The organism is Thalassovita gelatinovora, from assembly GCF_001458355.1.
In the GTDB taxonomy this organism is placed as follows: Bacteria; Pseudomonadota; Alphaproteobacteria; order Rhodobacterales; family Rhodobacteraceae; genus Thalassobius; species Thalassobius gelatinovorus.
Genome location: NZ_CYSA01000003.1, coordinates 236,669 through 262,590, shown reverse-complemented (window position 1 = coordinate 262,590; position 25,922 = coordinate 236,669). Strand labels below are relative to the sequence as shown.

General features: G+C 57.2%; 26 protein-coding genes and 1 tRNA gene. 5 read left to right on the top strand and 22 right to left on the bottom strand.

Translation table 11 applies throughout. The features are described 5' to 3' along the window. Position 1 precedes the first annotated feature (1 nt). Genes TG4357_RS01600 through TG4357_RS01585 form a run of 4 tightly spaced genes read right to left on the bottom strand, consistent with a single transcriptional unit; the run spans position 2 to position 4,246 of the window. Positions 2 to 1,210 (bottom strand): beta-ketoacyl-[acyl-carrier-protein] synthase family protein, encoded by a 1,209-nt coding sequence (locus tag TG4357_RS01600; protein ID WP_058261113.1) that lies wholly within the window; start codon positions 1,208 to 1,210, stop codon positions 2 to 4. Then, positions 1,207 to 1,467 (bottom strand): acyl carrier protein, encoded by a 261-nt coding sequence (locus TG4357_RS01595; RefSeq protein WP_058261112.1) that lies wholly within the window; start codon positions 1,465 to 1,467, stop codon positions 1,207 to 1,209. The genes TG4357_RS01600 and TG4357_RS01595 overlap by 4 nt, the downstream gene beginning before the upstream one ends. A 33-nt stretch (positions 1,468 to 1,500) precedes the next feature. After that, entirely contained in the window at positions 1,501 to 2,592 is a 1,092-nt protein-coding gene (gene lpxD, locus TG4357_RS01590) for a UDP-3-O-(3-hydroxymyristoyl)glucosamine N-acyltransferase (protein WP_058261111.1), read from the bottom strand. A gap of 34 nt (positions 2,593 to 2,626) precedes the next feature. Continuing rightward, positions 2,627 to 4,246 carry a L,D-transpeptidase family protein gene (locus TG4357_RS01585; RefSeq protein ID WP_058261110.1) on the bottom strand — a complete coding sequence of 540 codons (1,620 nt, stop codon included), beginning with the start codon at positions 4,244 to 4,246 and terminating at the stop codon, positions 2,627 to 2,629. A gap of 348 nt (positions 4,247 to 4,594) precedes the next feature. On the opposite strand from TG4357_RS01585, the gene mepK reads away from it, so the two are divergent. Next, positions 4,595 to 5,164 carry a peptidoglycan L,D-endopeptidase MepK gene (gene mepK, locus TG4357_RS01580; protein ID WP_058261109.1) on the top strand — a complete coding sequence of 190 codons (570 nt, stop codon included), beginning with the start codon at positions 4,595 to 4,597 and terminating at the stop codon, positions 5,162 to 5,164. A gap of 91 nt (positions 5,165 to 5,255) precedes the next feature. On the opposite strand, the gene TG4357_RS01575 is transcribed toward mepK, so the two are convergent. Both TG4357_RS01575 and TG4357_RS01570 read right to left on the bottom strand, forming a co-directional pair. Next, a complete protein-coding gene (locus TG4357_RS01575) occupies positions 5,256 to 5,918 on the bottom strand; it encodes a cytochrome b/b6 domain-containing protein (protein WP_058261108.1) in 663 nt (220 codons plus the stop codon). Beyond that, positions 5,911 to 7,554 carry a tetrathionate reductase family octaheme c-type cytochrome gene (locus tag TG4357_RS01570; protein WP_058261107.1) on the bottom strand — a complete coding sequence of 548 codons (1,644 nt, stop codon included), beginning with the start codon at positions 7,552 to 7,554 and terminating at the stop codon, positions 5,911 to 5,913. Before TG4357_RS01570 ends, TG4357_RS01575 begins: the two co-directional genes overlap by 8 nt. A gap of 196 nt (positions 7,555 to 7,750) precedes the next feature. Between TG4357_RS01570 and TG4357_RS01565 the strand changes: the two genes are divergently transcribed. Then, on the top strand, positions 7,751 to 8,488 hold the full coding sequence (locus TG4357_RS01565; protein WP_058261106.1) for a glutamine amidotransferase: 738 nt from the start codon (positions 7,751 to 7,753) through the stop codon (positions 8,486 to 8,488). A gap of 91 nt (positions 8,489 to 8,579) precedes the next feature. On the opposite strand, the gene TG4357_RS01560 is transcribed toward TG4357_RS01565, so the two are convergent. The 14 genes from TG4357_RS01560 to iscR form a co-directional block, all read right to left on the bottom strand. Next, positions 8,580 to 8,656, bottom strand: a tRNA-Arg gene (locus TG4357_RS01560). A 173-nt stretch (positions 8,657 to 8,829) separates the two neighbouring features. Then, complete coding sequence (locus TG4357_RS01555) at positions 8,830 to 9,843, bottom strand: class I SAM-dependent methyltransferase (protein ID WP_058261105.1); 1,014 nt, start codon at positions 9,841 to 9,843, stop codon at positions 8,830 to 8,832. Positions 9,844 to 9,953: 110 nt separating this feature from the next. Next, positions 9,954 to 11,174: a cysteine desulfurase gene (locus TG4357_RS01550; RefSeq protein WP_058261104.1), complete on the bottom strand. Its 1,221-nt coding sequence runs from the start codon at positions 11,172 to 11,174 to the stop codon at positions 9,954 to 9,956. A 2-nt stretch (positions 11,175 to 11,176) separates the two neighbouring features. Beyond that, on the bottom strand, positions 11,177 to 11,758 hold the full coding sequence (locus tag TG4357_RS01545) for a Yip1 family protein (protein ID WP_058261103.1): 582 nt from the start codon (positions 11,756 to 11,758) through the stop codon (positions 11,177 to 11,179). Beyond that, positions 11,745 to 12,242, bottom strand: a complete 498-nt coding sequence (locus TG4357_RS01540) for a hypothetical protein (protein ID WP_058261102.1) — start codon at positions 12,240 to 12,242, stop codon at positions 11,745 to 11,747. The genes TG4357_RS01545 and TG4357_RS01540 overlap by 14 nt, the downstream gene beginning before the upstream one ends. After that, positions 12,242 to 13,525, bottom strand: coding sequence for a Fe-S cluster assembly protein SufD (sufD, locus tag TG4357_RS01535; RefSeq protein ID WP_058261101.1), 1,284 nt, complete (start codon positions 13,523 to 13,525; stop codon positions 12,242 to 12,244). Before sufD ends, TG4357_RS01540 begins: the two co-directional genes overlap by 1 nt. After that, positions 13,525 to 14,280, bottom strand: coding sequence for a Fe-S cluster assembly ATPase SufC (gene sufC / locus TG4357_RS01530; protein ID WP_058261100.1), 756 nt, complete (start codon positions 14,278 to 14,280; stop codon positions 13,525 to 13,527). Before sufC ends, sufD begins: the two co-directional genes overlap by 1 nt. 32 nt (positions 14,281 to 14,312) lie before the next feature. Then, complete coding sequence (locus TG4357_RS01525; RefSeq protein WP_058261099.1) at positions 14,313 to 14,912, bottom strand: class I SAM-dependent methyltransferase; 600 nt, start codon at positions 14,910 to 14,912, stop codon at positions 14,313 to 14,315. A 2-nt stretch (positions 14,913 to 14,914) separates the two neighbouring features. Further along, positions 14,915 to 15,229, bottom strand: a complete 315-nt coding sequence (locus TG4357_RS01520; protein ID WP_058261098.1) for a heavy metal-binding domain-containing protein — start codon at positions 15,227 to 15,229, stop codon at positions 14,915 to 14,917. Positions 15,230 to 15,233: 4 nt separating this feature from the next. Beyond that, positions 15,234 to 15,440 (bottom strand): hypothetical protein, encoded by a 207-nt coding sequence (locus TG4357_RS01515; protein ID WP_058261097.1) that lies wholly within the window; start codon positions 15,438 to 15,440, stop codon positions 15,234 to 15,236. Continuing rightward, on the bottom strand, positions 15,437 to 16,309 hold the full coding sequence (locus TG4357_RS01510; protein WP_058261096.1) for an FkbM family methyltransferase: 873 nt from the start codon (positions 16,307 to 16,309) through the stop codon (positions 15,437 to 15,439). The genes TG4357_RS01515 and TG4357_RS01510 overlap by 4 nt, the downstream gene beginning before the upstream one ends. A 21-nt stretch (positions 16,310 to 16,330) precedes the next feature. Next, positions 16,331 to 17,866, bottom strand: coding sequence for a Fe-S cluster assembly protein SufB (gene sufB, locus TG4357_RS01505; protein ID WP_058261095.1), 1,536 nt, complete (start codon positions 17,864 to 17,866; stop codon positions 16,331 to 16,333). A 27-nt stretch (positions 17,867 to 17,893) separates the two neighbouring features. Beyond that, on the bottom strand, positions 17,894 to 18,937 hold the full coding sequence (locus TG4357_RS01500; protein WP_058261094.1) for a cysteine desulfurase family protein: 1,044 nt from the start codon (positions 18,935 to 18,937) through the stop codon (positions 17,894 to 17,896). A 106-nt stretch (positions 18,938 to 19,043) separates the two neighbouring features. Then, positions 19,044 to 19,505, bottom strand: a complete 462-nt coding sequence (gene iscR / locus TG4357_RS01495; protein WP_058261093.1) for a Fe-S cluster assembly transcriptional regulator IscR — start codon at positions 19,503 to 19,505, stop codon at positions 19,044 to 19,046. Positions 19,506 to 19,664: 159 nt separating this feature from the next. Here iscR and TG4357_RS01490 point away from each other — a divergent pair, with 159 nt between their 5' ends. From TG4357_RS01490 to TG4357_RS01480, 3 genes are read left to right on the top strand one after another with little or no spacing between them, the layout of a single operon-like run. Next, a complete protein-coding gene (locus tag TG4357_RS01490; RefSeq protein WP_058261092.1) occupies positions 19,665 to 20,321 on the top strand; it encodes an alpha/beta hydrolase in 657 nt (218 codons plus the stop codon). 7 nt (positions 20,322 to 20,328) lie between these two features. Then, positions 20,329 to 20,568, top strand: a complete 240-nt coding sequence (locus tag TG4357_RS01485; RefSeq protein ID WP_058261091.1) for a hypothetical protein — start codon at positions 20,329 to 20,331, stop codon at positions 20,566 to 20,568. Then, on the top strand, positions 20,565 to 21,716 hold the full coding sequence (locus TG4357_RS01480) for an HD domain-containing protein (RefSeq protein ID WP_058261090.1): 1,152 nt from the start codon (positions 20,565 to 20,567) through the stop codon (positions 21,714 to 21,716). Before TG4357_RS01485 ends, TG4357_RS01480 begins: the two co-directional genes overlap by 4 nt. A 109-nt stretch (positions 21,717 to 21,825) precedes the next feature. Here TG4357_RS01480 and mfd read toward each other — a convergent pair whose 3' ends face one another. After that, positions 21,826 to 25,284: a transcription-repair coupling factor gene (mfd, locus tag TG4357_RS01475; protein ID WP_058261089.1), complete on the bottom strand. Its 3,459-nt coding sequence runs from the start codon at positions 25,282 to 25,284 to the stop codon at positions 21,826 to 21,828. Further along, positions 25,241 to 25,840, bottom strand: a complete 600-nt coding sequence (locus tag TG4357_RS01470; protein ID WP_074646791.1) for a component of SufBCD complex — start codon at positions 25,838 to 25,840, stop codon at positions 25,241 to 25,243. Before TG4357_RS01470 ends, mfd begins: the two co-directional genes overlap by 44 nt. Positions 25,841 to 25,922 lie beyond the last annotated feature (82 nt).

Sequence of the window (25,922 nt, the reverse complement as noted above, 5' to 3'; positions counted from 1 at the left end):
ATCAGACCTTTTTCAAGGCCAAGACCGCGTTCAAGCCGCCAAAAGCAAACGCGTTAGACAGTGCGAAATCGATTTTCGCTTCGCGTGCGTCGTTCGGCACCACGTCCAAGGCGCATTCGGGGTCGAATTCTTGGTACCCGATGGTCGGTGCGACCACCCCTTCACGCAGTGCCATGATACAGGCCAACAATTCGACAGCCCCCGTGGCGCCGATCAAATGGCCATGCATCGCCTTGGTCGACGATATCATCAGCTTGTCGGCATGGGGGCCGAACACATCGGCAACCGCCGCACATTCGGTTTTGTCATTTGCCGCCGTGCCGGTTCCGTGGGCGTTGATATATCCGACCTGACCGGCATTGATCCCGGCATCCTGCAACGCGCCAGACATGGCCCGCGCGGCCCCCTGTTTCGACGGCATCACAATATCTGAAGCGTCTGAAGTCATGGCAAAGCCCACCACTTCGCACAAGATATCGGCCCCGCGCGCCTTGGCATGTTCATATTCTTCGAAGACAAATATGGCTGCACCTTCGCCCTGAACCATGCCGTTGCGGTTGGCGCTGAATGGACGGCAGGCGTCTTTTGACATCACCCGCAGACCTTCCCATGCTTTCACGCCGCCAAAACACAGCATCGATTCCGATCCACCGGTGACCATCGCCTTGGACATGCCGGATCGCACGATCTGGAACGCCTGCGACATCGCGTGGTTCGAAGACGCACAAGCCGTCGACACGGTAAAGGTCGGGCCTTTCAGGTTATATTTCATGCTCAGGTGGCTGGCTGCGGCGTTGTTCATCAGCTTGGGCACGACGAAAGGATGAACCCGGTTCTTCCCTTCTTCGTATACGGCGCGGTAATTGTCATCCCAGGTCGACACGCCACCACCTGCGGTACCCAGCACGACACCAGCCTTGGCGGCCAGTTCGCCAACGAATTCCAACCCGGCCTGCGCCATGGCTTCTTCTGCTGCGACCAAGGTGAATTGGGTGAAGCGGTCATAAAGCGTCATTTGCTGGCGGTTGAAACGACCTTCCGCTTCGAACCCCTTGACCTGGCCGCCGATCTTGATCGCCAATCGGTCCACATCGCGGAATTCCAAGTCGCTGATGCCGCAGTGGCCTTCTTTCATGGCGTCCAGCGTGGCCGGAACCGTATGGCCAAGCGCGTTGATCGTCCCCGCGCCAGTTATCACTACTCGGTTCATGCGTCTTGCTCGGTCACCAATTTTTCGATCCCGGCGATGATTGCTGACACCGAGGAGATATCGAAATCGCTCTGCTCGGGTTCGTTGGCATTGAACGGCACCGTAATATCGAAGGCTTCTTCGATGGCGAAGATGCTTTCCACTAGCCCCAGGCTGTCGATGCCCAGATCTTCTAATGTGCTGTCCATCGTTACGTCCGATGGTTCTAGCACCGCCTGTTCGGCGATGATGCCGATCACCTTGTCCTTGATGCTCATGATCCCGGTCTTCTCCTCGTGATTGAGGCTGATTTAGTCGGTCTTGGTCGACTTGGAAACAGCTTTCTGCAATGCCGCGACATCGCGGAATAGGCGCGGCAGGCGGCGCAATCCTTTATAGACCTCGATATGGGTCTGCATCTTCATTGCCGGATAACCCAGCATGACCCGTCCGGCAGGCACATTTGCCAGCACTTTGGTCGCCCCACCGGTGATCACGTGATCGCCGATGAACAGGTTGTCGCTAACCCCCGTCTGTCCGCCCAAGACGACATTACGACCAATACGTGACGATCCCGCGACGCCGACCTGCGCACAGATCAGACAATCGTCACCAATGACCACGTTATGACCGATCTGGGCCAGATTATCGAATTTGACCCCGTTGCCAATCTGCGTATCGCGGACTGTACCGCGGTCGATGCAGCTGTTGGCACCAAGTTCGACATCGTTGCCGATGCTGACACTGCCAAGGGAATGAATGCGGGCATAGCTTTGTGCGGCCAGATCGCCTTGATCACCAAGGCTGTCACGGACCCGTTCAATGGTCGATTCTTCGGGCGTCACAAAGGAAAATCCATCGCCACCAACTGTTGCGCCGGGTTGTGCGATGAACCGGTCGCCGATTTTGACCCGGGCACCGATTTTTACGCCCTCACGCAGAAAACACTCTTGGCCCAGAACCGCATCCGTTCCAATGAAACACTGCGGTCCGATCACCGATCCGGCACCAATCCGGGTTCCGGCGGAAATCACCGCGAGCGGCCCGACAGATACATCTTTGCCCAACTGTGCAGAGGGGTCGATCACGGCTGATGGATGAATGCCGGAGGCATAACCCTGCCCCGGGTCCATCATCGCAGAGAGCCCTGCCATGGCAAAGCGCGGACGCGTCGCGACGATCGCAGCCTTCAATCCCAAGGATTGCCAATCCGCTCCGGGCCAAAGCATCGCCGCACGGGCCTGACCATCGGGCAAACCGGCGGCAAAATCGGGTTTCATCGCCAGCGCCAGATCGCAGTCTTGCGCCAGTGCAGGTTCGGCAACGCCGGACACCCGTAAATCAATATCGCCGAACGCCTCGGCCCCCAAGGCGGCCGCGATTTCCTTGATGCTGTGGCTCATGCAATTGTCCCCGGCGTTTCATCCGGGGACAGACTTAGCCGCGAACCGCGCCCAAGACCACCCCTGCCTGTTCCAGTTCCGACCAGATCAGCGCGTCGCGGCCATAAACGTCACGGCGGTAAATTGCCTTGCCTTTGGCCGGGATCGTCGCGGTGCGATAGATGATATGGACCGGGATCTGCAGTTCCAGATCCACCTTGGTTTCGCGACCGGTTTTTAGAATGCTTTGAAACTGCCCTTTCGGGTCGTCGGTCTGTCGCGCCAGCAGCGCATAGGCGAAATCGAACGGTTGCTGAAGACGGATGCACCCATGGCTATAGGCGCGGCTTTCACGTCCGAACAGGCTTTTGGCCGGAGTGTCGTGCAAATAGACGTTCTGCGGATTGGGGAACATGAACTTAACCAATCCCAGCGCGTTGCGACTGGACGGGGGTTGTTTCATGTCGAAGGGAAAGTTTCGGGTATTGAATTGGGTGAAATCCACGGCTCCGCGATCAACCAGACGACCGCGTACATCGGTCAGCCGCAGATGACTGGCGGCATTTGGGTTCTTCTGTAGCTGCGGAAGATATTCTTTGACCGCGATCGACCGGGGCACGTTCCAGGTCGGATTGATGATCATATGTTCCATCACATCGGAAAATTCCGGGCTGCGACGGTCGAGCTGTTTCATCCCGATAACGGATCTGGTTTCGAAGGTCACCTTGCCATCATCAATGATTTTGGCGGTAAAATCGGTGAGATTGACAAGAACGTGGCGTTCGCCCAGTTCCATGTTCATCCAGCGTTCGCGCTCCATCGCAACGAGAACCGATTTCAAGCGGTCTTCTGCCGGCACATTGATTTCCGTCAAGGTGCCGGTGCCTGCCACGCCATCGGGGGTCAGGCCGTGATCGGATTGGAACTGCTGAACCGCAGCTTCGATGGTTTTGTCATAGCTCATCGTGGCGCTGCGGTTGAGATAGCCCATTGCGATCAGGCGATCGCGCAGTTTGATCACCGATGCGCCCTGATCACCGGGTTCCAGCTTCTTGCCCGGAACCGTGGCGCCCCAGCCCCCAAGCGCGATCAGATCGTGCAGCCGCATCATTTCTTTGCGAAGACGGGCGTATTCAGGGGAATGCGGTGCTAGCGCGCGCATGACCTCGGCCGCATCGCCATTGATCAGGTCTGACATCAGTTCGGCACGGTCGTGATAATTCACTTCGCGCACGATGCCCTTGTCGACGCTGGACGGGATCACGATGCCCGACTGAACGTCGTGGGCGTAGCTCAGATAAGCCTTGGACAGCGCCACATCCAGCATGCCCAGATCGCGCGGCGTCTTGGCCGTCCGCATCTGTTCGATCAATCCGGCAGCATCATAGCGATTTTGCGGCAATCCATGAGTTGCCACGCGGCTGAGTTCTGTAATCAGAGCTTTGCGCCGTTGCAGGAAGTCCGCGCCCTCGCCGGTCCAGACCGCACCGAAATTCGATTCGCGGTAAAACTTGGCCAGTTGACGGTCGTCCGACGCGTATTCGGCGACCGCTTGGCGGAAACCGGTCATCTGGGCTTGGGCTGAGGCCGGTGCAGGAGAAATAGTCGAGATCGCGCAGGCCGTCACGACGACCGCTGCGATGCGGGCAAGCCCAGAACGTGTCATTTGTAGCATTGGCGCGTTCCTTTTGAAATTACACTGTGTTTCATAAACTGTTCTTCTGTCTCGCCAATTTTGAAGTTTCTGTCCATTCACAAATAGTAATATCGCTGTCTAAGCTATGGGGTTGGTGCAGCCATGCACCGGATTTTCGACTTTCCCGTCACGATTTTCGGCTTTCCCGTCACAATGGCGCACTATTAAGCAGAAAACCGCCGAATCCCCTTGAACTTGGAAAAAAGTGGCAAATGGGCGGTTGGTGGAACGTTTCTTGTATGTCATAAAACGCCTGCATCTGGGGATGAGATGGCAGGCCTCGCGTAACATCGCGGGCAACAGGTAAGCGACAGGACGGGCGCTATTATGACGAAACACAGCTCTTTGGGCTTCACGCGGCGTGGGCTGCTTGGTGCTTTTGCAGCAACCACACTCACGGCCGCACCGACCTTTTCCAAGGCTGCGGGCTTCCTTCGAGGCTCCGGCGACATTCGCCGGATCAAGATGTATTCGGGCCGCACCGGTGAAAAGCTTGATATGATCTACTGGATCGAAGGCGACTATATCGCCGACGCGCTGAAGGAAGTTTCGCATTTCATGCGTGACTGGCGCACCAATGGCGTCAAGAAGATTGACTCGCGTACCATCGATATCATGGCCGCTTCGCACAATCTGTTGGATGTCTCCGAACCATTTATGTTGTTGTCAGGCTATCGTAGCCCACAAACCAACGCCATGCTGCGATCGCGGTCGCGCGGTGTTGCCAAGAATTCGTTGCATATGCAGGGTCAGGCCGCCGATCTGCGGTTGGGATCGCGGTCCGTCAGTCAGATGGCGCGCGCCGCATTGGCCTGCGAAGCTGGCGGCGTCGGGCGCTATTCGCGGTCGAACTTTGTCCATATGGATTGCGGGCCGGTTCGGCACTGGGGTGCGTAAGCTAACAGAATAAAATCATCCCCGATCATTAAAAAAACCGTCCGGTCCGGACGGTTTTTTTCGTTTCACACAAGCGCCATTCTGGGGCCGATCAACATTCCGGCTTAAGCCGCCCCGGTTCGTTCTTTTCAAGATAGGCTTCTTGTTCTGGGGTCAGATCGATATCGTCATATCCCGTGATCATCGGCTTCACATGCTGGCGGAACCCATGACCAACGGTCAGCAGATAGACATGCACGATGATGAAAGCGGCGATCACATAGGCCGTCAGCAGGTGCAGGTTTGAAATCACCCACAAAGCCCGGGCACCATCCGACCCGTTGCCCCAGAAATTGTAGCTGAGATAGGCCAGACCAGTCACCCAAATCGCCGGAAAGATGAACCATTTCAGCGCGAAATAGGTAGCCGCCTGTAACGGGTTGTGTTTGCGCCAGAATATCTTCTGATAGGGATGTTCTTCGCCCTTGAAGACTCCGTAAGCATAGAAGCGTGCCACCGGGATCATTCCTTTGGTGGTGGGAATGAATTGCCGCCATGTGCCCGTGGTGAATGACCAGAACGCCCCAAAAACCCACAAAGCCAGCAACGCCAGCGCGGTCATCGTGTGCAGCATCACCGCCGGCCCGAACGGGATCACGGAATGAAGCCCGTTCAACCCAAGCCCAGTGAACAGTAACACCATGATCAACACCATCTGGGCCCAATGCCAGAACCGTTCGAACCTCGGGTAAACCTTGACGCAGCGATTAGTCATGATCCTGCCCTCCTTTTCGTTTGCCCGAAATCACCCGGAGCGCAGCATGGAACAATACCCCGGCCAAGGCTGCCAGAACCATCAGGCGCCCCAACAAACCAACAATGCCATTGGCCCCTGTGCCGGGCAGGAACACCCCGGCCAGCCCGACCATGCGACCATCCTTGGCGTGGCATTCTTCACATTCCACCGCATCGGCAGCAGGTGCGACCATGTGGGTTGTGGGCCAATACATATAGGTATCGACAAAATCGAACTTGCCGGAATACTCCGCGCCGACGGCTTTCATCCCTGCATCAATCGATTTGGCCCAGTCGAAATTGGTCCAGAAAGCAGTGTCAGTGGTCGGTCCCCAGACATGAGTATAGACCAGCCGGTTCAATTCGGAATCATAGGCCTGTCGACCATCCATCCGTTTGAACGGCCAAATCCGTGACACACCATCATCGGGATCGCCCTTGATCGGGTTCACCGCGACTGTCTTGCTAGGATCGATTTCGCGGTCCTGGGTGGTGTATTCCACCTGACCATCGAACCAAGCATAGTAGGGTTCCACGTCTTCTTCCCATTTGAAATCGCCTTTGATCGACAAGTAGGTGTGCAATTCCTGTCCGTCGGATTGGGTGAAGTTATGTTCTGCGATCGGCTTGCCTTCAGGGCTTAACCGACCGGCTGTCGACCAGTCCCAAAACGTTTTGGTTGCCACCCCACCACGGGCGAATTCGGGAATGTGGCAGGTCTGACAGGCCAGCTTGTCAGTATGATCATTGAGCTTGATCCCTTTGATATTGGCCGGATGCGGTTCGGTGCCGTGGCAGCTTTGACAGGTTGAAACGGTCCGTTCCGATCCCGGTTTTCCGGTGCCCACCGGGTCCGAAGCATGTGCGGAATAGCGCGATCCGTCCCATTGGTGCTGATCGCTGACATGGCAGGTAGAACAGGTGAAATTTTCGCCGTCGGGCGACATGTGTACATCAACCGATTTCGGCGGATTGTAGAGAACCGAGGACAGATCGCCGTGCTTCACGTTATCGCCGCCACCGCCATAAAAATGGCAGTTACCGCAATTGTCCCGCCCCGGCATACCCACCGATTGCGCCGATTTGGCCAAGTCTACCGGCCAAGCCGTTGCACCGGTGATGGTCTTGGTACCTTCCGGTACCGGGTCAAGCGGTGGATGCCCTGCCCCGGTGGAAGATTTTGCATACTGCCCGGACCGGTCATGACAGACCAGACAATCAACCGCCGTCGATTGTTGCGGCGGCGGTTGCGACATGTCTTCCCAGCCATAGCCCGCGTGGCAGGAGGTGCAGCGCGCTTCATTGCCTGCAACAGACCCACAGAAGGAATTGATCACGTGTGATTTGCCAAGCACCTGGCCGGTTTCAGGTTGGGTGAAATCCCATTTGAAATGGATCGAATGCATCACCTGATCGTCGGCTTCGGTATGACAGGACAGGCAGGCCGCTGTCACTTCAGGTCCCGATTTGAAATCCTTTTTCAGAATTTCGAATTTGGAATGATCCGCCGTGCTTCCTTTTGCGGGTATGTCCGGTGCAACCGCGTCTTGCGCCCAAGCCGACGAAACCCCGAAAAGCAGAACTAAGACCGATCTTGCGATGAGGTCAAAATGCATAGCTGATCCTCTCCTCGCTATATAAAGTTAGAATACGTTCACATGAACGTAAACCGGTGTGAAATTTGTTGATTCAGATCAAAGATGCGCAAGACATTCATCTTCGTTCGGATTTGTTGCGCTTGTTCGCTGTTTGATTGATCCCCTTTCCGCAACGCGATATTCGGCCAATGACAGCCATAGGAACCGATATCATATGCCCAAACCTTTTTTGCTGCTACAATTACGTCCAGAAACCGAAGCTGCCGATGATGAATACGCTGCATTCTTGCGCAAGGGGGGCTTGGACGAAGACCAAACCCATCGCATTCGGCTGGATCAGGAAAATCTGCCTGATCTGGATCTTACCGATTATGCCGGGGTGATCGTTGGAGGTGGGCCTGGTTGCGTTTCCGATCCGGCTGAATCGAAAGACCCGACCGAAGCGCGGATCGAAGATCAGATATTGTCACTGATGCCAAGAATCACCGAAGACGACATTCCGTTTCTGGGTTGCTGTTACGGGATCGGTATCCTGGGGCATCATCTGAAGGCCGAGGTCAGCAAGAAACAGTATGGCGAACCGGTCGGCGCGGTGGAATGCACTGTAACCGACGCGGGTAAAACAGATCCGTTGATGCAGGGGGTAGCCCCGCTTTTTGGCGCATTTGTCGGTCACAAGGAAGCATTGCAGGAATTACCCGTCGGCGGTGTGCATCTGCTCCGCTCAACCCCTTGCCCGTTTCAAATGGTGCGCTTCAAATCGAATGTCTATGCCACTCAATTTCACCCCGAAGCCGATAGCGAAGTGTTCGAGTTGCGAATCCGGCTTTACAAAGACAAGGGCTATTTCCATCCGGACGAAGCCGAAACGCTGGTCGCCATGTGCCGCGCCGCGAATGTGACACAACCGGAAATCATCCTGCGGAACTTCGTGACGCGCTACGGCCAGTGATCGCATTTGCTGCGGCCCCGTTATCGCAGCGGATTCATCTTCAAAAAGGGATCTCTGTAGTCATAAATTCGATGTGATCGTCGGGAAAGTTTGGTGCACCCAATAGGATTCGAACCTATGGCCTCTGCCTTCGGAGGGCAGCGCTCTATCCAGCTGAGCTATGGGTGCCTGTGGAATGGCGATATAGGCGAAAGCCGCTGGTACCGCAATCGTAAAATGCAGATGAATCCATGCGCCAAGGGTTTGCCCTCGCAGTGAATGCACCAAATTGAAACAAGGATGCGATCATGGCGGGTTTTACCGTGGCCGACCGACCCGAACCGGGCCGGTCGCAAAGCCGATCAGGCAGGTTTCACCGCGCTTGCCAGCATGGTCATCTCGGGGATCATCACATCGACAGAAATATCTTCGAAACCGGCCTTGTCCAAGGATGTGCGCAACCATCCTTCGTCCAGTGAACGGGCGCGCGGAGTGAAGGCGGTGTGTTGCAACTGCCAAAGCGCTGCCAATTTTGGCCCTGTGCGGTCTTCGCGGACCACGAAATCATGCAGCAGGAACCGCCCACCCGGTTTCAACTGATCCCGTGCCCGTCCAAGTAGCCCATCATGGGCTTCGCCGGGGACGCCAGAAAACAGATAGGACATCAAGACCACATCCTGTCCGCCGGGCCATTCTGTTTCCAGCGCGTTGCCTTCAACATAGGAAATGCGATCTGAAAGCCCCGCCCTGGCCACGTATTCGCGTCCCAGAATCGCGACATTGGGGAAATCGACAATGGTGGCTGTCAGGTTGGGAAAAGCCTTGCAAAGCGTAATGGCAAAGGCCCCGGTGCCACCGCCGACATCGAGCAGGTGGCGCGCATCGCTCAGGTCGATCTTGCGCGCCAGTTGTCGCGCGGGTCCAAGCGATCCGGAATGTTGGCTGGCGGAATAAATCTTGGCCTCTTCGGGATCGGAAAACCATTCGGCGTAAGACGCGGTCGCTTCGTCTGGCAGTTTATCCTGCAACGCGTCGTCGATCTGATCCAAAAGTCCGTACATTTGCTGCCCGACCTGAAGCCGCAAATAATCGCCGAAATCGTATTTCGCCCCTTTGACCAAGAAGGATTCGGCGGCCGGGGAGTTCTTGAACTTGCCGTTTTCACCTTCGACCAGACCAAGCCCAGCCAGCGCGGTCAGCAGGATTTCGGTACGGATTTCATCCAGCGGACAGAGCGTGGCCAATTCGGCGCAGCTGAGCGGGCCATCGTCAAGATGGGTGAACACCCCTGCCCCAAGCGCGGCGAACAACGCCTTCGACCCCATGAACCCAAATGCGATATCGGAAATCTGATCGGCTTCGGTCAATACGGTCATATGGCTTCCCCAGTCTGTTGCGTTAGGGGGACCCTAACGACTAAGACTGGAAAAGACCATTCGCGACATCAGGATGTCGCAATTAGAATATTTACGTGCCCAAGGATTGATCAGGCAAAGAGGTCATGCGCCAATTCCAGCGCCTCGATCAATGTGTCGACCTCGGCCTTGGTATTATAGAGTCCGAACGACGCCCGGCAGGTGGCGGACACGCCCAAGTGATCCATCAGCGGCCCGGCGCAATGATGCCCGGCGCGTACCGCCACGCCCTTTTTGTCAAGAATGGTCGAAATGTCATGCGCGTGGGCCGCGCCCTGCATGGTGAAAGAAAAGATCGCTGCTTTGTGCGCGGCCATACCCTGTACCGTCAGCCAGTTGATCCCGGTCAGCCTTTCACGGGCATAGGCGGCCAGTTCGGCTTCGTGCGCGGCGATGTTTTCCATCCCCAGCGTCATCATGTAGTCCAACGCCACGCCCAAACCGATGATCTGCACGATCCCCGGCGTGCCGGCTTCGAATTTCATCGGTGGATCGTTATAGACGACCGCATCTTTCGAAACTTCCTTGATCATGTCGCCGCCGCCCATGAAGGGGCGCATTTCTGCCATCCGGTCCTTGGCGACATAGATCGCACCGGACCCGGATGGCCCGTATAGTTTGTGTCCGGTGATGGCGTAGAAATCACATCCTATGTCGGTCACGTTCACCGGCATATGAACAGCGCCTTGCGATCCGTCGACCAACACGGGCACGCCCTTGTCATGCGCTGCGGCGCAAATGGTTTTCACGTCGACCACGGTGCCAAGAACGTTGGAACACTGGGTGATCGCGATCAGCTTGGTCCTAGGCGTGATCGCGTCGATCACCTGTTGCGGATCCAAAGCGCCGGCGGCGTCCACATCGACCCATTTCAGCACCACGCCTTGCCGTTCGCGCAAAAAATGCCAAGGCACGATATTGGCGTGATGTTCCATCACCGACAGGATGATTTCATCGCCCGGCTGCATCCGGGGCATCGCCCAGCCATAGGCGACCATGTTGATGCCTTCGGTGGTGCCGGAATTCAGAATGATATCATCTTCATCCGGCGCGCCCAGAAAACGCGCGATGATGCCGCGCACAGCTTCGTATTTTTCAGTCGCAAGGTTAGACAGGAAATGCAGACCGCGATGCACGTTGGCATATTCGTGTGAATAGGCTTGTGTGATCGCGTCGATCACCACTTGCGGTTTCTGCGCCGAAGCCCCGTTGTCAAGATAAGTCAACGGCTTGCCGTTCACTTGACGTGACAGGATCGGGAAATCGGAACGAATTTTTTCGACGTCATACATGGTCAGGTCAATCCTGCGGATGAGGCCCCGATCAGGAGCAGAAAGAAAGACAAGCCAAAGGCCAGACCCAGCATCGTGAGCACCAGAACCAGAATTGCCTTGAAAATGGACCCAAAGCCTTGCGCTTCGTCCAGAAAGGCGATGGTGATCCACAGGCCATACAGCCCGGCAGCCAGCGCCACCAGGTCGCTGAGCAGCGTTGAGAAGAAAAAGAGCGCGAAAACAAACGCCTGCATGACCAGACGCAGGGCCTGTAACCACACGATCAGCGCCAGGATATCGACCAGATCTGCCCGTCCTCCCAGCATCCGCCCGACCCAGGTCAGCAGAAAGGTGCTGATCACGATCCCGCCGCCCAGAATAACCGCGAACAGCCATGGCGAGGCAAAGATCGTTGGCATTGTTTCCGGTAATGGCAATAACGGTACGGTCATCCCGTTCAAGATCGCGTTCAACACCACGATCAACGCCATGGCCGTCCACAGGATCGTGCTGTCCAGCCGCATGTCGAGGATCTGCCGCGCCGCATTCCGCGGGTTGCGCAGCGTTTCCAGCGCCAGTTGTTTCAGATCAGGCAGGGTCACTCTGCTCTCCCCATTCAATACGCACCAGTCCGGCGATCCAGAACCAGGCAAACAGCATGAGCCATAGAAGGCCGACACCTTCCATAACCGGTCCATCGCCGATGAAACCGGCCACCAGCCCATGCAAAAGCAACACCGGGGAAGACGCCAAAAGCGCCCAAAACAAGGACAGCCGGGCCCCATAGCTGCTGCCCTTGCCGCCAAGCGTTCGCGCCCCCAGATGGACGACAAAGGCCATCAGGTAAAGTAGCAGCGGCATGATGAACAGCCACGCCATGAGCGTTCCGCCCAACAGCATGTCCAGTTCCTGCCCCGTCACATAGGCCTGCCGCGCCAATCGCGGCCATTGCGCAATGAACACCAGAAAGCACCCGACCATCAGGATGATCAGCGCCCGGTCCTCGCGTTGGCCACGCGCAACCATCCGGGCCATGACGCGGCCCGGGCCTTGATAGGTTGCGACGATATCGCGGGTCACCGACATCAGCCGCGCCGTCGTTCCAGCCAGCCATGCAGCCGACTGGCAATTTCTTCACGCAGACCTTCGTTTTCGATTTCCTCGACCGCTTCGACCAGAAAGGCCAGCACCAGAAGATCGGTGGCCTCGTTTTCGGGCACACCGCGGGACCGCAGGTAAAACAGCGCGGTTTCGTCGATCGCACCACTGGTCGATCCGTGCGAACAAGCGACATCATCGGCATAGATTTCCAGCTCCGGCTTGGCCAGAAACTGACTGTCTTCGTCCAACAGCAGCGATTGGCTGATCTGGTAACCGTCGGTTTTCTGCGCACCTTCCTTGACAAGAATCTTGCCTTGGAACACGCCGGTCGCACCATTGCGCAGCACCTTCTTGAACACCTGACGGCTTTCGCAATTCACCGCGTCATGGGTGATGAACACGGTGTCATCATGGTGAAAATCACCGTCGCCCATACAGACCCCGGCCACATGCGCCACTGCGTCATCGCCGGTCAATTCGATCACGCATTCGTTGCGTGTCATCACGCCATTGGCGGTCATGGTGAAGGATTTGAACAGGCTTTCGCGGCCCAGACGGGCAAAGATATGGGTCGCGGCACGACGTTCGTGGTCGCGGCCTTGGGTGCGGATATGGTGAAAACGTGCCCTGTCGGCGACATCGACTTCCAACACCTTGTTCAAACGCGCCGCAGCGGGGCCATTTTCCAACAAGGTCATTTCGGCGCCCTCTTCCAGCTTCACCACGTGATGCAGGATTTCGTCCGAGGTTTCCGACCGGTGGAAATAGGTCAGGTTGACCGGTTTCGTTACCTTCCCGGTTACCCGGATCAGCACGCCATCGGTCGCAAAGGCGGAGTTCAGCGCCGCCAGCGGGCGTTCCACCGGTTTCTGGCCGTTGATTTCCAGCGCGCCGTAAAGGCCCTGCGCCCAGTGGATATCGGCGTTCACATCGGCAAGGCGCGTGATCTCGATGCCTTCGCCGGTCAGCTCATCGCTGGCCACGGCATCGAAGACGCCATCGACGAAAACGATCTGCAACCGGTCGACTTCGCCGAAGACGCAGGTTTCTTCGGTTTCGAACAGCGCCGCCGGGGTCGCCTCGGGGGCCACCAGCGTGTCGGGACGGGTGTATTTCCAGTATTCGTCACGCCGTCCGGGCAGGCCCATCGCGCGCAGACGCACCAGCGCAGCCTCGCGCGCCTCGGTCAACCAGCCGGGCCCCTTGGGCAGGCTGAGCCCTGAAATCCGCGCCTCGGTCGCGTCCAGCTTGGTTTGCGTTAGCGCCATTACGCCACCTCCGCCAGGATGTCGGCATAGCCGTTCTGTTCGACTTCCAATGCCAACTCGGGGCCACCGGTTTTGACGATCTTGCCATCGGCCATGATATGCACCACATCGGGTTTGATGTGATCCAGCAGACGCTGGTAATGGGTGATGACCAGGAACGAGCGGCCTTCGCTGCGCAACGCGTTGACGCCTTCGGCAACCAGTTTCATCGCATCGACGTCAAGCCCGGAATCGGTTTCGTCCAAGATGCACATTTTCGGTTCCAGCATCGCCATTTGCAGGATTTCGTTGCGCTTCTTCTCGCCACCGGAAAAACCGACATTGACCGGGCGCTTCAACATGTCGGCATCGATTTTCAGCGTCTTGGCCTTGGCCCGGATCACTTTCAGGAACTCGGTAGACGACATTTCTTCTTCACCACGCGCCTTGCGCTGTGCGTTCACGGCGGTGCGCAAGAAGGTCATGTTGCCGACGCCGGGGATTTCCACCGGGTACTGAAACGCCAAGAACAAGCCTTCGGCGGCGCGTTCTTCGGGTTCCATCTCCAAAATGTCTTTACCGTCCAGCAATGCTTCACCGCCGGTGACTTCATAGCCGCCCTTGCCTGACAAAACATAAGACAGGGTGGATTTTCCCGATCCGTTCGGCCCCATGATCGCATGGACCTTGCCGGTCTCCACGGTCAGATCCAGACCTTTGAGGATCTGCTTGTCCTCATCTTCCAATTTGACCTGCAGGTTCTTGATTTCCAGCATGGTGTCGTTCCTTTTCCTGTTCGTCCGCCCTATCAGGGCCGCAGCATGAGTTGAACCACCTTGAGCAGCTTCTTGCGCGGCACGGGGGTGGGTGTGATTTCGAAACGGGCCATCCGACCGATCATGTCTTCGGGTTGGCCCAAGAATTCTTCGACGACGTGGAACCTTTCGCGGCGTTTGTAATCATCGAAATAAAGCGTCACCGGGCGGGTGATGCGAAACGCTGTTGCCAAAGCGCAACCAACCCTGAAACGGCCATCGACCAACACGACGTCGGGATGTTCAAACCCCGGATTGTCCCAGATCTGCAATGGGTAGCGGGGGAATTTCTTCCATTCGCTGTCATCGACCGGATGACCCCATTCCTTGGTCGGACCGATATCTGAATGTACGATATGCACGTCCCCCATCGGCGGGTGGGCGGCGAAATAATCGCGCATCATCTGCGCCCAATCGGCATCGCTTTCCACCGACCAGACGGTTTTGCCCAGCTCCGCTGCGATAACCGTCGATCCGCCGCTGCCATATTCCAGAATGGTATCCGCCTGCGCATAAGCCTTGCTCAACGCAATCGCCTCTGCTTCGGGCAGGGTCAGCTCGGGGCGGCTTGGGATATCGGGCGTTTTATCCACGTTTACGCCACCACCACCGCGGTGCCAGAGGCGGAAACCATCAGCATCGATTGGCCGACCACTTCGTAATCCAGATCTACCCCCACGATGGCATTGGCGCCAAGTGCTGCAGCTCGCTGTTCCATTTCCCGCAAGGCGGTGTCGCGGCCATCCTGCAATTTGCTTTCATAGGCACCCGATCGGCCGCCAATGATGTCGGTGATCCCGGCGAACATATCGCGCACGACATTGGCCCCCATGATGGCTTCGCCGACGACGATGCCTTTGTAGTCGGTGATTTTACGGCCATCGATGGAATTGGTGGTGGTGACGATCATGATATTAAAGCCCCAAATAGGTGATCAGCATGAAAACGGCCATCGCGGCAAGTCCAGCCGCAGCAGAGGTCGCGACAACCGACCCGGCCAACAACCCTTCCTTGTTGCCACGGGATTTACGTACGCTCAGCCCGAGCAGCGCACCAATAAAGATGCCCAGGCCAACACCCGCAGATTTCACGACAAGGAATTTGAATAAGGCCAGGCTCATGCGCGCAGCTCCTTTGGCAAATGATTGACATAGCCCGCCGCCAGCGGCGCGACTGCGTTACGGTCGCTCAATTCGTCGAGACATAGCAAAGCAAGGTCATGACTCTCGAAAACACCCGCTGCCAGAAACGCAAGATGCGCGATCTGTTCGTCGCTCCATTGCATGCGATCCTCCAACGAACGAATATAAACCGCATCGCCGTCGATCAATTGACTGCCGATGGCGCGACGGTTGAGCCGTTCGCTTTGTGAATTATGCAGCATCCGCGATTTCTGATGGATGAATTTATGCAAAACAAAACCCTGTTGGCGCAGTTCTGCATCGAGTTCGTGCAAATCCGGTTCGCCGTCATAGAGGCGATAAAACCGCATTTCGGCGATCACCGCGACGGCTTTTGACAGCTTGCCCCGTCCAGATTGCAGCACCTGCACTTCGGCCCCCTGCGCATCGACTTTCAGCAGATCCAATGGCGGCATATCGTCCAGCTGGTCCAGCCCCACAAGATCGACCGGCACTTCGGTTTCAGTGCCCAGATGACGGCGAAAATGACCCAGATAGCCGATGCTTTGCCGCGACAGTTTGAATATCGACGACATTTCCGAAGCAGGATAGGCGTTGAAAACCGCCCTGCCCGGCCGCCCGACCGCCTGACCCAGCACATGTAGCCAATCGGGCTTTGACGCTTCCAGCTTTGCGCGGGCGGCGTCATTGGGTTCAAATCCCCATACTTCGGCCAGTCCGGCCGCGGCCAGAGCCCCGTAGGGCGGCGCCTCGATGGGGTTGGCGCCGACATCGGCAATGCGGACCGGCCGGACAGGGGCAAGCCCCTCCGCCAGATAGGTCAGCAATTTCGCCGCCAGATGTGCCATGCGTTCCCCGAAAGATGGGCCTCAGCCCACCGATCCCTCCAGCGAAATCGCGACCAGTTGCTGCGCTTCCATGGCGAATTCCATCGGCAGCGCCTGCAACACGTCCCTACAGAACCCATTGACCACAAGCGCGACCGCTTCTTCTTCGTCCATGCCGCGCTGGCGACAATAAAACAGCTGGTCGTCATCCACCTTGGAGGTGGTCGCTTCGTGTTCGACTCGGGCCGAATTGTTGCGCACCTCGATGTAAGGAACCGTGTGGGCACCGCATTTGTCACCGATCAGCAAGCTGTCGCATTGGGTATAATTACGCGCATTTTTCGCCTTGGGATGCATCGATACCAGTCCGCGATAAGTGTTTTGGGCATGGCCCGCGCTGATGCCCTTGGACACGATGCGCGACTTGGTATTCTTGCCCAGATGCACCATCTTGGTGCCGGTATCGGCCTGCTGGTAATTATTGGCGATGGCGATCGAATAGAATTCACCCTGACTGTCGTCACCGCGCAGAATGCAGGACGGGTATTTCCACGTCACCGCCGACCCGGTTTCAACCTGTGTCCACATCACCTTGGCCCGGTCGCCACGGCAATCGGCGCGTTTGGTGACGAAGTTGTAAATGCCGCCCTTGCCGTTTTCATCGCCCGGATACCAATTTTGCACCGTCGAATATTTTACCTCGGCATCTTCTTCGATGATGATTTCCACCACGGCTGCATGCAGCTGTGCCACATCGCGCTGTGGCGCGGTACAGCCTTCCAGATAGCTGACATAAGACCCTTTGTCGGCGATGATCAGCGTGCGTTCGAATTGACCGGTATTTTCCGCGTTGATGCGGAAATAGGTCGACAATTCCATCGGGCAGCGAACCCCGGGCGGCACATAGACGAACGACCCGTCCGAAAACACCGCGCTATTCAGCGTCGCATAGAAATTGTCCGATTGCGGCACCACCGACCCGAGGTATTTCTTCACCAGTTCGGGATGTTCGCGGATTGCTTCGGAAATCGAACAGAAAATAACCCCGGCTTTTTTCAACTCGGCTTGGAACGTCGTGCCCACGGACACGGAGTCGAATACCGCGTCGACTGCAACCTTACGGCCCTCTGCGGGCGCATCTTCGGCCCCTTCGATCCCGGCCAGGATCATCTGTTCCTTTAGCGGGATTCCCAGCTTTTCATAGGTCGCCAACAGTTTCGGATCGACCTCGTCCAGCGATTTCGGTTTTTCCTCCATCGATTTCGGACGGGCATAATAATACTGATCCTGAAAATCGATTTCCGGGTACTTGACCATCGCCCATTTGGGTTCTTCCATTTTTTGCCAGCGTTCCAACGCCTGCAGCCGCCAATCTGTCATCCAGGACGGTTCGTCGTTCTTGTTCGAAATCAACCGCACGATATCGGCATTCACGCCCTTGGGCGCGTATTCCATTTCGATCTCGGTTTCCCAACCGTATTTGTATTTGCCACCGACTTCACGCACCGCATCGACCGTTTCCTGATCGACGCCTTCTTTCACCTGATCTCCGCCCGGCGGGTTTTCCAAAACTGTCATCGTTTCAACTCCTGTTCGCGTCTCGCCTCACGCAGCGCGGGCGGTGAATTTCTTTTGTTTCGCCAGCCAGTTTTCGGCAAAGCGCATCACGTCATCTTCTGTTGTTTCCAGACCCAGCGACACCCGGATCGCACCGGTCGCCACATCATCGCCATACCCCATCGCGGTCAGCACCTTGCTGGCGCGGACCTTGCCGCTGGAACAGGCCGATCCGGCGCTGATGGCAAAGCCCGACAAATCCATCTGCATTACCTGCGTTTCGCCTTTCCAACCGGGCGTGGCAAAACAACTGGTATTGGGTAACCGCTGTACCGACTGACCGGTAAAAACGGTCTCCGGGGCTTGAGCCGCGATTGCCGCTTCCATCTTGTCTCGCAAAGCTTCGATCCGCGCCCAGGCACCGGCGGCCAGATCACGCGCCGCCGCTTCGGCCGCAGCACCAAACCCGGCAATGCCGATCACGTTCTCGGTGCCCGCACGGCGGCCCATTTCCTGCCCGCCACCCCGCAACTGCGCCCCGATATCGGTGCCGCGCCGGATCACCAGCGCGCCTATCCCCTTGGGGCCACCCAATTTATGCGCCGATACCAATGCCGCGGTGACCCCGGTCCAGTTGAAGCTTAGCGGCAGCTTGCCAAAGGCTTGTGTCATGTCGCTCAGCGCCAACCCTTCGGGTATATCCTGCACGATGCCGGTTTCGGAATTGGCCAATTGCAGCACCGACGATCCGGGATCGTCAACGTGTACCCGCCCGGTTTTATCAACCGGTAAATCCGCATTGATCCAGGCCCCAACGGCGTCATGTTCGACCAAGGCCCCGCTCAAATGCCGCCCCGAACAGAACAACGCCGCCCCTTCGGTCGCACTGGACACAAAGATCACATCGGCCCCATCCGCGCCAAGCGCCGCCGCAACCTTTGAACGCGCCGTCTCGATCAACGCTTTTGACGCCCGTCCTTCGGCATGCACTGAAGACGGATTGCCGTAGACATCCATCGCCGCAATCATCGCATCGCGTGCCTCTGGGTGCAGTGGCGTGGTGGCGTTATGATCCAGATAGACCCGGCCCATCACAATCCCCGTTTCATCTTGGCAGAAATACTCCGCCCATTGGACGATGGGGGCAGCGCCCCCTGATCCTGCCCGCAGCAGGCGTACCGATATGCCAAAGGCGCTGTCATTCCTCATCCACCACGTCGAACAGATGCGGTACTGCCGGGCAAGGGGCCAAGCTGTTTTCCACCACATCGGACAGCCGGGCTTGATGCAGGAAGACATAGACATGGGCCGACAGGCTTTGCCACAGCCGGTTGGTCACCGATTGCGCCTTCGATCCTGACGCCGCGCCGCTGGCGCCAGCCCCTTTGTGCATCGCGTCTACCGATTCATCGACCGCCGCCAACACTTCGACCACACGGATATCGCTGGGCGCACGGGCCAACCGGTATCCGCCCCCGGGACCACGCACCGATTCGACCAGTCCAGCCCGCCTCAACTTGACGAACAACTGTTCCAGATAGGGCAGCGAAATGTCCTGTCGTTTGGAAATGTCGCCCAGCGTTACCAGCGCACCGCCCTCTTGCAATGCGATATCTGCCAGCGCAACCATGGCATAACGGCCCTTGGTACTGAGTTTCACCGTGCGCTTCCTTTGCGAACTGATTGACGATACCGCCCGCAAGGCTTATCCCGCTTGCAGCCATCCGGCGTAATAGCCGACAATTTAGAACAATTCTAGAGTGCTTGAGCGAATTCGTCAAGAATAACCGCCGCACTGTTTGAAGGAGACAGGCATCCCATGCCCGAGGTTATTTTTCCCGGTCCCGAAGGCCGTCTTGAAGGTCGCTATCACCCGCAAAAAGACCGCGATGCGCCGATCGCCATCGTTCTGCACCCGCATCCGCAATTTGGCGGAACGATGAATAACAAGGTGGTCTATAATCTGCATTATGCCTTTTATAATATGGGCTTCACCGTATTGCGGTTCAATTTCCGCGGCGTCGGGCGCAGCCAGGGCGAATATGATCAGGGCATCGGCGAACTCAGCGATGCGGCTTCGGCGCTGGATTATCTGCAATCGATGAATTCCAATTCGAAACATTGCTGGGTCGCCGGATTCAGCTTTGGCGCCTGGATCGGCATGCAGCTTTTGATGCGGCGTCCAGAAATCACCGGTTTCATCTCGGTGGCACCGCCTGCGAATATGTACGACTTTTCCTTCCTCGCCCCCTGCCCCAGTTCGGGTCTGATCATCAATGGCAGCGCCGACCGCGTCGCGCCGCCTGCCGATACGGTGTCTCTGGTGAACAAACTGCACGAACAAAAGGGCATCACCATCACCCATGAACAGGTGGATGGTGCGGGTCATTTCTTTGAAAAGCCCGAACATATGGATCAGATGATCGGCACCGTTTCCGATTATGTGAAACGCCGTTTGACCGAAAACACCCGTTGAGGTCACGATGAGCGTAGCCGAGGATCTTGCCGATGCACTGGCCAAGGATGTGATTGACGCGGTCGAGGCGCTGGACGATGTCGATCTGATCGATCAGGTCGCCAAGCAGTTGGGGGCCTCATCGCAAACCACACAAGAGGCATTCATGACAGCCGTGCGCGTGCGTCTGGCGGAAAAGAGGGCGCGAAAATTCCTCGAAACCCGCCTAGCGCGTGCTTTGGCACAAGCCAAGAACACGTCGGAATGAATCCGCGGCTCGATGCGCAGCTTGGCTTTCTGACCGAAGCATGTCGGCTGAAACAGATCGACCGGCAAAATCGCCTGCAAGATCTGTCGCGGCCGGAAAATTCCGCCGAACACAGTTGGCACGCGGCGCTGTATGCGCTGGTGATGCTGCCGCCGGGCTTTGATCCTGTGCTGCGGGATCGGGCAATCGCGATGATCCTTCTGCACGATCTGGTCGAAATCGATGCTGGTGATCATCCCATCCATGAAGACCACGACCCCGATGCCATTGCCCGGGCTGAACGTCGCGCCGCAGAGCGTCTTTTCGGCCTTTTGCCTTGCGATCAGGCGCAGCAACTGCGCGCGCTGTGGGACGAATTTGAAACCTGTGACACCGATGCGGCCCGCCTGGCCAAGCATATGGATCATGTTCAACCGATCATTCAGGCGGTATCGCCTGAAACGCCACCCATTGATCAGATTGCGGTGGTACGGGGCAATCTGGCGACCGGCCGGGCGCGGCATTTGCACCGGGATTGGTCCGATATGCACCTGCAGGTTCAGGTGTTGATGGATAATGCCGCACTGACCGGTTCGGATCTATCCCGGCGTATTGCCTTTCTCAACGAAGCGGATGCGTTGAAATCGATTTACCGCGCTACCCGGATTGCCGGCGGCAGCCGGTTTGAAAACAGCGCCGAACATAGCTGGCATCTGGCGCTTTATGCGCTTGTCCTGGCCGAACACGCCGATACCGGGGTCGATATCGCGCGGGTGATCCGGATGTTGCTGATCCATGATCTGGTCGAAATCGATGCTGGCGACGCACCTATTTTCGGCGATTACGACGCGGCGGTGAAGGAAGCCGAAGAAGTGGCGGCGGCGCGACGGATTTTCGGACTTCTGCCTGAAGGCCAAGCCGAAGAATTGCTGGCGCTTTGGCTGGAATTCGAAGCAAACGAAACGGCGGATGCGCGTTTCGCCAAGGCGCTGGACCGGTTCCAGCCGCCGAACCAGAACTTGGCGTCTGGCGGTGGCTCGTGGATCGATTATGACGTTGATTTTGAAACGATTTCGGCCCGTGTCGGGGCAAAAATCGCCCATGGCGCACCAGTTCTATGGGACTGGATCGCGCCCAAGATCCAAGATTTTCTGGCGACAAAAGTTTAAAGCGCACGCTGCACTCAACGTTGGAACTTTCAGGTCTAAAAAGGCTTTATCTGGACTGCTCAAACAGTAAAACGCGAAGGCTTTAGGGCTGAAATCCTGCCTTGCCGCGTCATTTGGCTTTGCGTTTCTTTGCCTCGATGACTTTCGCGGCCAGATCGCGAGCGATGCCAAACGCCCCTTTGATCTTGTCGCTATCGGCCTTCCAGTCGCGGCGAATGACGATCTTGTTGTCCTTGACCTTGGCAAGCCCGTCTTGCGCCTGAATGTATTCAACCAACCCCTGCGGCGAGGCGAATTTATCATTGTGGAACTGGATCGTGGCCCCCTTTGGCCCACCGTCCAGTTTGGCAATTCCGGCTTTTTTGCACATCTCCTTGATGCGCACGATCAGCATCAGTGTATTGACCTCTTTCGGCAGTTTACCAAAGCGGTCGATTAGTTCCGCGGCGAAGCCTTCCAGTTCAACCTTGCCGGACAAGCCACTGAGACGTCGATACAATCCTAGACGCACATCGAGATCGGGCACATAGGTTTCCGGGATCAGAACCGGCACGCCCAGATTGATCTGCGGCGCCCATTGATCGTCCGATGCGCTCAGACCTTCAAGCTCTCCTGCCTTGATCTTGGCGATCGCCTCTTCCAGCATCGATTGGTAAAGTTCATAGCCGACATCCCGCATCTGGCCGGATTGTTCTTCACCCAACAGGTTGCCCGCCCCACGGATATCAAGATCCTGACTGGCCAGGGTGAATCCAGCGCCAAGCGAATCGAGACTGCCCAGCACCCGCAGCCGCTTTTCCGCCGTCGGCGTCAATCGGGTGCGGGGTTTCGTCGTCAAATAGGCATAGGCGCGGGTTTTGCTGCGCCCGACCCGGCCACGGATCTGATAGAGCTGCGCCAACCCGAACATGTCGGCGCGATGGACCACCATCGTATTGGCGGTCGGGATATCCAGCCCGCTTTCAACAATCGTGGTCGCCAGCAATACATCGTATCTGCCATCATAAAAGGCATTCATTCTCTCATCGAGATCACCTGCGGCCAACTGACCATGCGCGGTGATGAAGCTGACTTCGGGCACCTGATCGCGCAGAAACTCCTCGATTTCACCCAGATCGCGAATCCGCGGCACCACGTAAAAGCTTTGCCCGCCACGATAATGTTCGCGCAGCAGCGCTTCGCGGATGGTAACGGCGTCGAATTCGCTGACATAGGTGCGGATTGCCAGACGATCCACTGGCGGTGTGCCGATGATCGACAGGTCGCGCACCCCCGACAACGACAGTTGCAGAGTGCGCGGAATCGGCGTGGCGGTCAGGGTCAGCACATGGATGTCCGTGCGCATCTGCTTGAGCCGTTCTTTATGCGTGACGCCGAAATGTTGTTCTTCGTCGATGATCAGCAGTCCAAGATTTTTAAACCGGATATTCTTGGCCAGCAAAGCATGGGTTCCGACCACGATATCGGCGGTGCCACGGGTCATGGCATCACGGGTCAGGTTGGCATCCTTGGTTGTAACAAAGCGTGACAAGGGTCTGACTTCGATTGGAAATCCGCGAAACCGTTCGGAAAAACTTTTGTAATGCTGGCGCGCCAGCAGCGTCGTCGGTGCGATCACGGCCACTTGCACCCCCGACATCGCCGCGACGAAAGCGGCGCGCATCGCCACTTCGGTTTTGCCAAAACCGACATCGCCGCAGATCAGCCGGTCCATCGGGCGCCCCGAGGTCATGTCATCGAGAACGTCTTCGATTGCCCGAAGCTGATCGTCGGTTTCCTGATACGGGAAACGGGCGCTGAAGGCTTCCCAGGCGTGATGCTGCGCCTCCAGCATCGGGGCGGTGCGCAATTCGCGTTCGGCGGCGACCCGGATCAGCCGGTCTGCCATTTCACGGATGCGTTCCTTGAGCTTGGCTTTCTTGGCTTGCCAAGCGCCGCCGCCCAAACGGTCGAGAAGCGCTTCGTCATGACCGTATTTGGTAAGCAGCTCGATATTTTCGACCGGCAGGTACAGCTTGGCCTGTTCCGCGTATTCCAGCACGATGCACTCATGCGCGGCCCCCGCGGCAGTGATGACTTCCAAGCCCTTGTAGCGGCCAATACCATGATCGAGATGCACCACCAGATCGCCGGGCGACAGCGATTGCGTTTCGGTCAGGAAGTTTTCCGCCCGGCGTTTGCGCTGCGGTTTGCCGATTAAACGGTCACCCAGCACATCCTGTTCCGAAATCACCGTCAGACCGGGGGCGTGAAACCCATGTTCCAGCGGCCATACGGTCAGATGCAGCCCGTGCTTGCCGATCCCCTTGACGTCACGCACCGAAACCGCGCCGATCAGGTCTTCGTCTTCCAGTAGTCCTTCGAGACGTTCACGCGCGCCTTCGGAATAGGAGGCGACTAGGACCGGTCCACTTTCCATTTTTGCACGAATATGATCTGCTAGTGAGCTGAATAGGTTTATGTTTTCCTGTTGCCGTTCGGGGGCGAAATTGCGCCCGATACGGCCGCCCGCATCGATCACCCCGGGGCCAGAGGCCTGTGCCAGCGGATGGAATTGCACCACCCGCCGATCCGCGATGGCGGCTTCCCAATCTGCATCGTTCAGGTACAACCGGGCGGGCGGCACCGGTTTGTAAACCGTGTCCATCCGTCCCTTTTGTCCCATCGCGATGCGCCGGGTTTCATATTGATCTTCGATCATTTCAAATCGGCTGAGCCGCGTTGGCGTCACCTGATCGTCAAGCGTCACACTGGCGTTGGGCAGGTAATCGAACAGGACTTCCAGCTTGTCATGGAAAAACGGCAGCCAATGTTCGATACCTTGGTGTTTACGCCCGGCACTGACCGCTTCGTAAAGTGGATCGTCTGTGCCTGCCGCGCCAAATTCCAGCCGGTAATTCTGACGAAATCGCAAGATTGCGGGGTCGTCCAGAATGACTTCGGAAACCGGGGCCAATTCAATCACGTCCAGCTTTTCAGTGGTGCGCTGACTGACCGGATCGAACCGGCGCGCACCGTCCAGTACGTCGCCGAAAAGGTCCAACCTCACCGGCCCACCGTCGCCGGGGGGGAAAATGTCGATGATGCCGCCGCGAATGGCGTAATCGCCCGGTTCCATCACCGTCGGGGCTTGGGAAAACCCCATCCGTACCAAGAAATTGCGCAGCGCCTTTTCGTCGATCTGGTATCCGACGCGGGCGGTAAAGGCCGCTTCGCGCAACACCTCGCGCGCCGGTATCCGCTGCATCGCCGCCGAGACGGTTGTCAGCAATACAAATTGCTTGGGGGCACCATGAACCAGCCCGGCCAGCGTCGCCATCCGTGCCGCCGAGATGTCGGCATGCGGGCTGACCCGATCATAGGCTAGGCAATCCCAGCCCGGAAAGCTGAGGATCGGCATGTCAGGGGCGAAGAATCTGAGCGCAGATTCCATCGCCGCCATGCGTTTGTCATCACGGGCAATATGGATCACCGGGCCGCCGCTTTTGCCGATCTCGTCTAGGATCAGCTTGGCGTCAAAGCCTTCAGGTGCGCCCCCCGCCGTGATGATCTGGCTGCTCTGCGTCATGGAAGATGTTGTATCCCAGAGGTTTGAAATGGTCTTCGTTGAACCGGTCCGACAAAGAGGAATAGATCCCCCACATCGAGGTGATGAAAATGGATATCATTCCAATCACCTGGGTCCAGAGTCGTTGTCGGCTCAATCGTTTGCGCAACAGTGCACCGGTGGCTTCTTCGGCGTGGATACACCGGGCGGTTCTTAGTGCGAGTATCCGGACAATCGCCATCGGAAAGGCCAGACAAAACAGCGCCTGGGCGATCTGCAAATCATAGGAAAAGCCCAGAATCATCATTGATGTCAGCAGGAAACAGGCGAAACCCAAAATCCAAAGCCCCGACACATCCGCGATATAGAGCTGTCTGTTGATATTGATCCGCGCCATATCTTCCAGATCGATTTGCGCCTGTTCGCCATTGCGCGCCGCGCGGATCACCATGTCAAAAGGCACGCCCAGAACCCAATGACTGGCGCTGGACCACATTACGGCCAATGCGATCCAGAACCACAGGTTCGAAAAGGATCGCAAATCCAAAACTTCATTCAGCGTCTGATACCAGCTCAAGCTTGTGCTTCCCGTCAATTCGTTATCGTCTGCATACTTTGCCCGCGCGGCAATTCCTACCCTTGAGATGCGGGAAATTACA

Coding starts and splice junctions, on each gene's coding strand:
- mfd (WP_058261089.1), bottom strand. CDS start 25,284: ATGACGCAGAGCAGCCAGATCATCACGGCGGGGGGCGCACCTGAAGGC.
- TG4357_RS01515 (WP_058261097.1), bottom strand. CDS start 15,440: ATGAGCCTGGCCTTATTCAAATTCCTTGTCGTGAAATCTGCGGGTGTT.
- TG4357_RS01585 (WP_058261110.1), bottom strand. CDS start 4,246: ATGCTACAAATGACACGTTCTGGGCTTGCCCGCATCGCAGCGGTCGTC.
- TG4357_RS01550 (WP_058261104.1), bottom strand. CDS start 11,174: ATGTATGACGTCGAAAAAATTCGTTCCGATTTCCCGATCCTGTCACGT.
- TG4357_RS01510 (WP_058261096.1), bottom strand. CDS start 16,309: ATGGCACATCTGGCGGCGAAATTGCTGACCTATCTGGCGGAGGGGCTT.
- sufD (WP_058261101.1), bottom strand. CDS start 13,525: ATGGCGCTAACGCAAACCAAGCTGGACGCGACCGAGGCGCGGATTTCA.
- TG4357_RS01500 (WP_058261094.1), bottom strand. CDS start 18,937: ATGGGCCGGGTCTATCTGGATCATAACGCCACCACGCCACTGCACCCA.
- TG4357_RS01595 (WP_058261112.1), bottom strand. CDS start 1,467: ATGAGCATCAAGGACAAGGTGATCGGCATCATCGCCGAACAGGCGGTG.
- TG4357_RS01485 (WP_058261091.1), top strand. CDS start 20,329: ATGAGCGTAGCCGAGGATCTTGCCGATGCACTGGCCAAGGATGTGATT.
- TG4357_RS01575 (WP_058261108.1), bottom strand. CDS start 5,918: ATGACTAATCGCTGCGTCAAGGTTTACCCGAGGTTCGAACGGTTCTGG.
- TG4357_RS01480 (WP_058261090.1), top strand. CDS start 20,565: ATGAATCCGCGGCTCGATGCGCAGCTTGGCTTTCTGACCGAAGCATGT.
- sufC (WP_058261100.1), bottom strand. CDS start 14,280: ATGCTGGAAATCAAGAACCTGCAGGTCAAATTGGAAGATGAGGACAAG.
- TG4357_RS01520 (WP_058261098.1), bottom strand. CDS start 15,229: ATGATCGTCACCACCACCAATTCCATCGATGGCCGTAAAATCACCGAC.
- TG4357_RS01555 (WP_058261105.1), bottom strand. CDS start 9,843: ATGACCGTATTGACCGAAGCCGATCAGATTTCCGATATCGCATTTGGG.
- mepK (WP_058261109.1), top strand. CDS start 4,595: ATGACGAAACACAGCTCTTTGGGCTTCACGCGGCGTGGGCTGCTTGGT.
- TG4357_RS01565 (WP_058261106.1), top strand. CDS start 7,751: ATGCCCAAACCTTTTTTGCTGCTACAATTACGTCCAGAAACCGAAGCT.
- lpxD (WP_058261111.1), bottom strand. CDS start 2,592: ATGAGCCACAGCATCAAGGAAATCGCGGCCGCCTTGGGGGCCGAGGCG.
- TG4357_RS01490 (WP_058261092.1), top strand. CDS start 19,665: ATGCCCGAGGTTATTTTTCCCGGTCCCGAAGGCCGTCTTGAAGGTCGC.
- TG4357_RS01540 (WP_058261102.1), bottom strand. CDS start 12,242: ATGTCGGTGACCCGCGATATCGTCGCAACCTATCAAGGCCCGGGCCGC.
- TG4357_RS01600 (WP_058261113.1), bottom strand. CDS start 1,210: ATGAACCGAGTAGTGATAACTGGCGCGGGGACGATCAACGCGCTTGGC.
- TG4357_RS01570 (WP_058261107.1), bottom strand. CDS start 7,554: ATGCATTTTGACCTCATCGCAAGATCGGTCTTAGTTCTGCTTTTCGGG.
- sufB (WP_058261095.1), bottom strand. CDS start 17,866: ATGACAGTTTTGGAAAACCCGCCGGGCGGAGATCAGGTGAAAGAAGGC.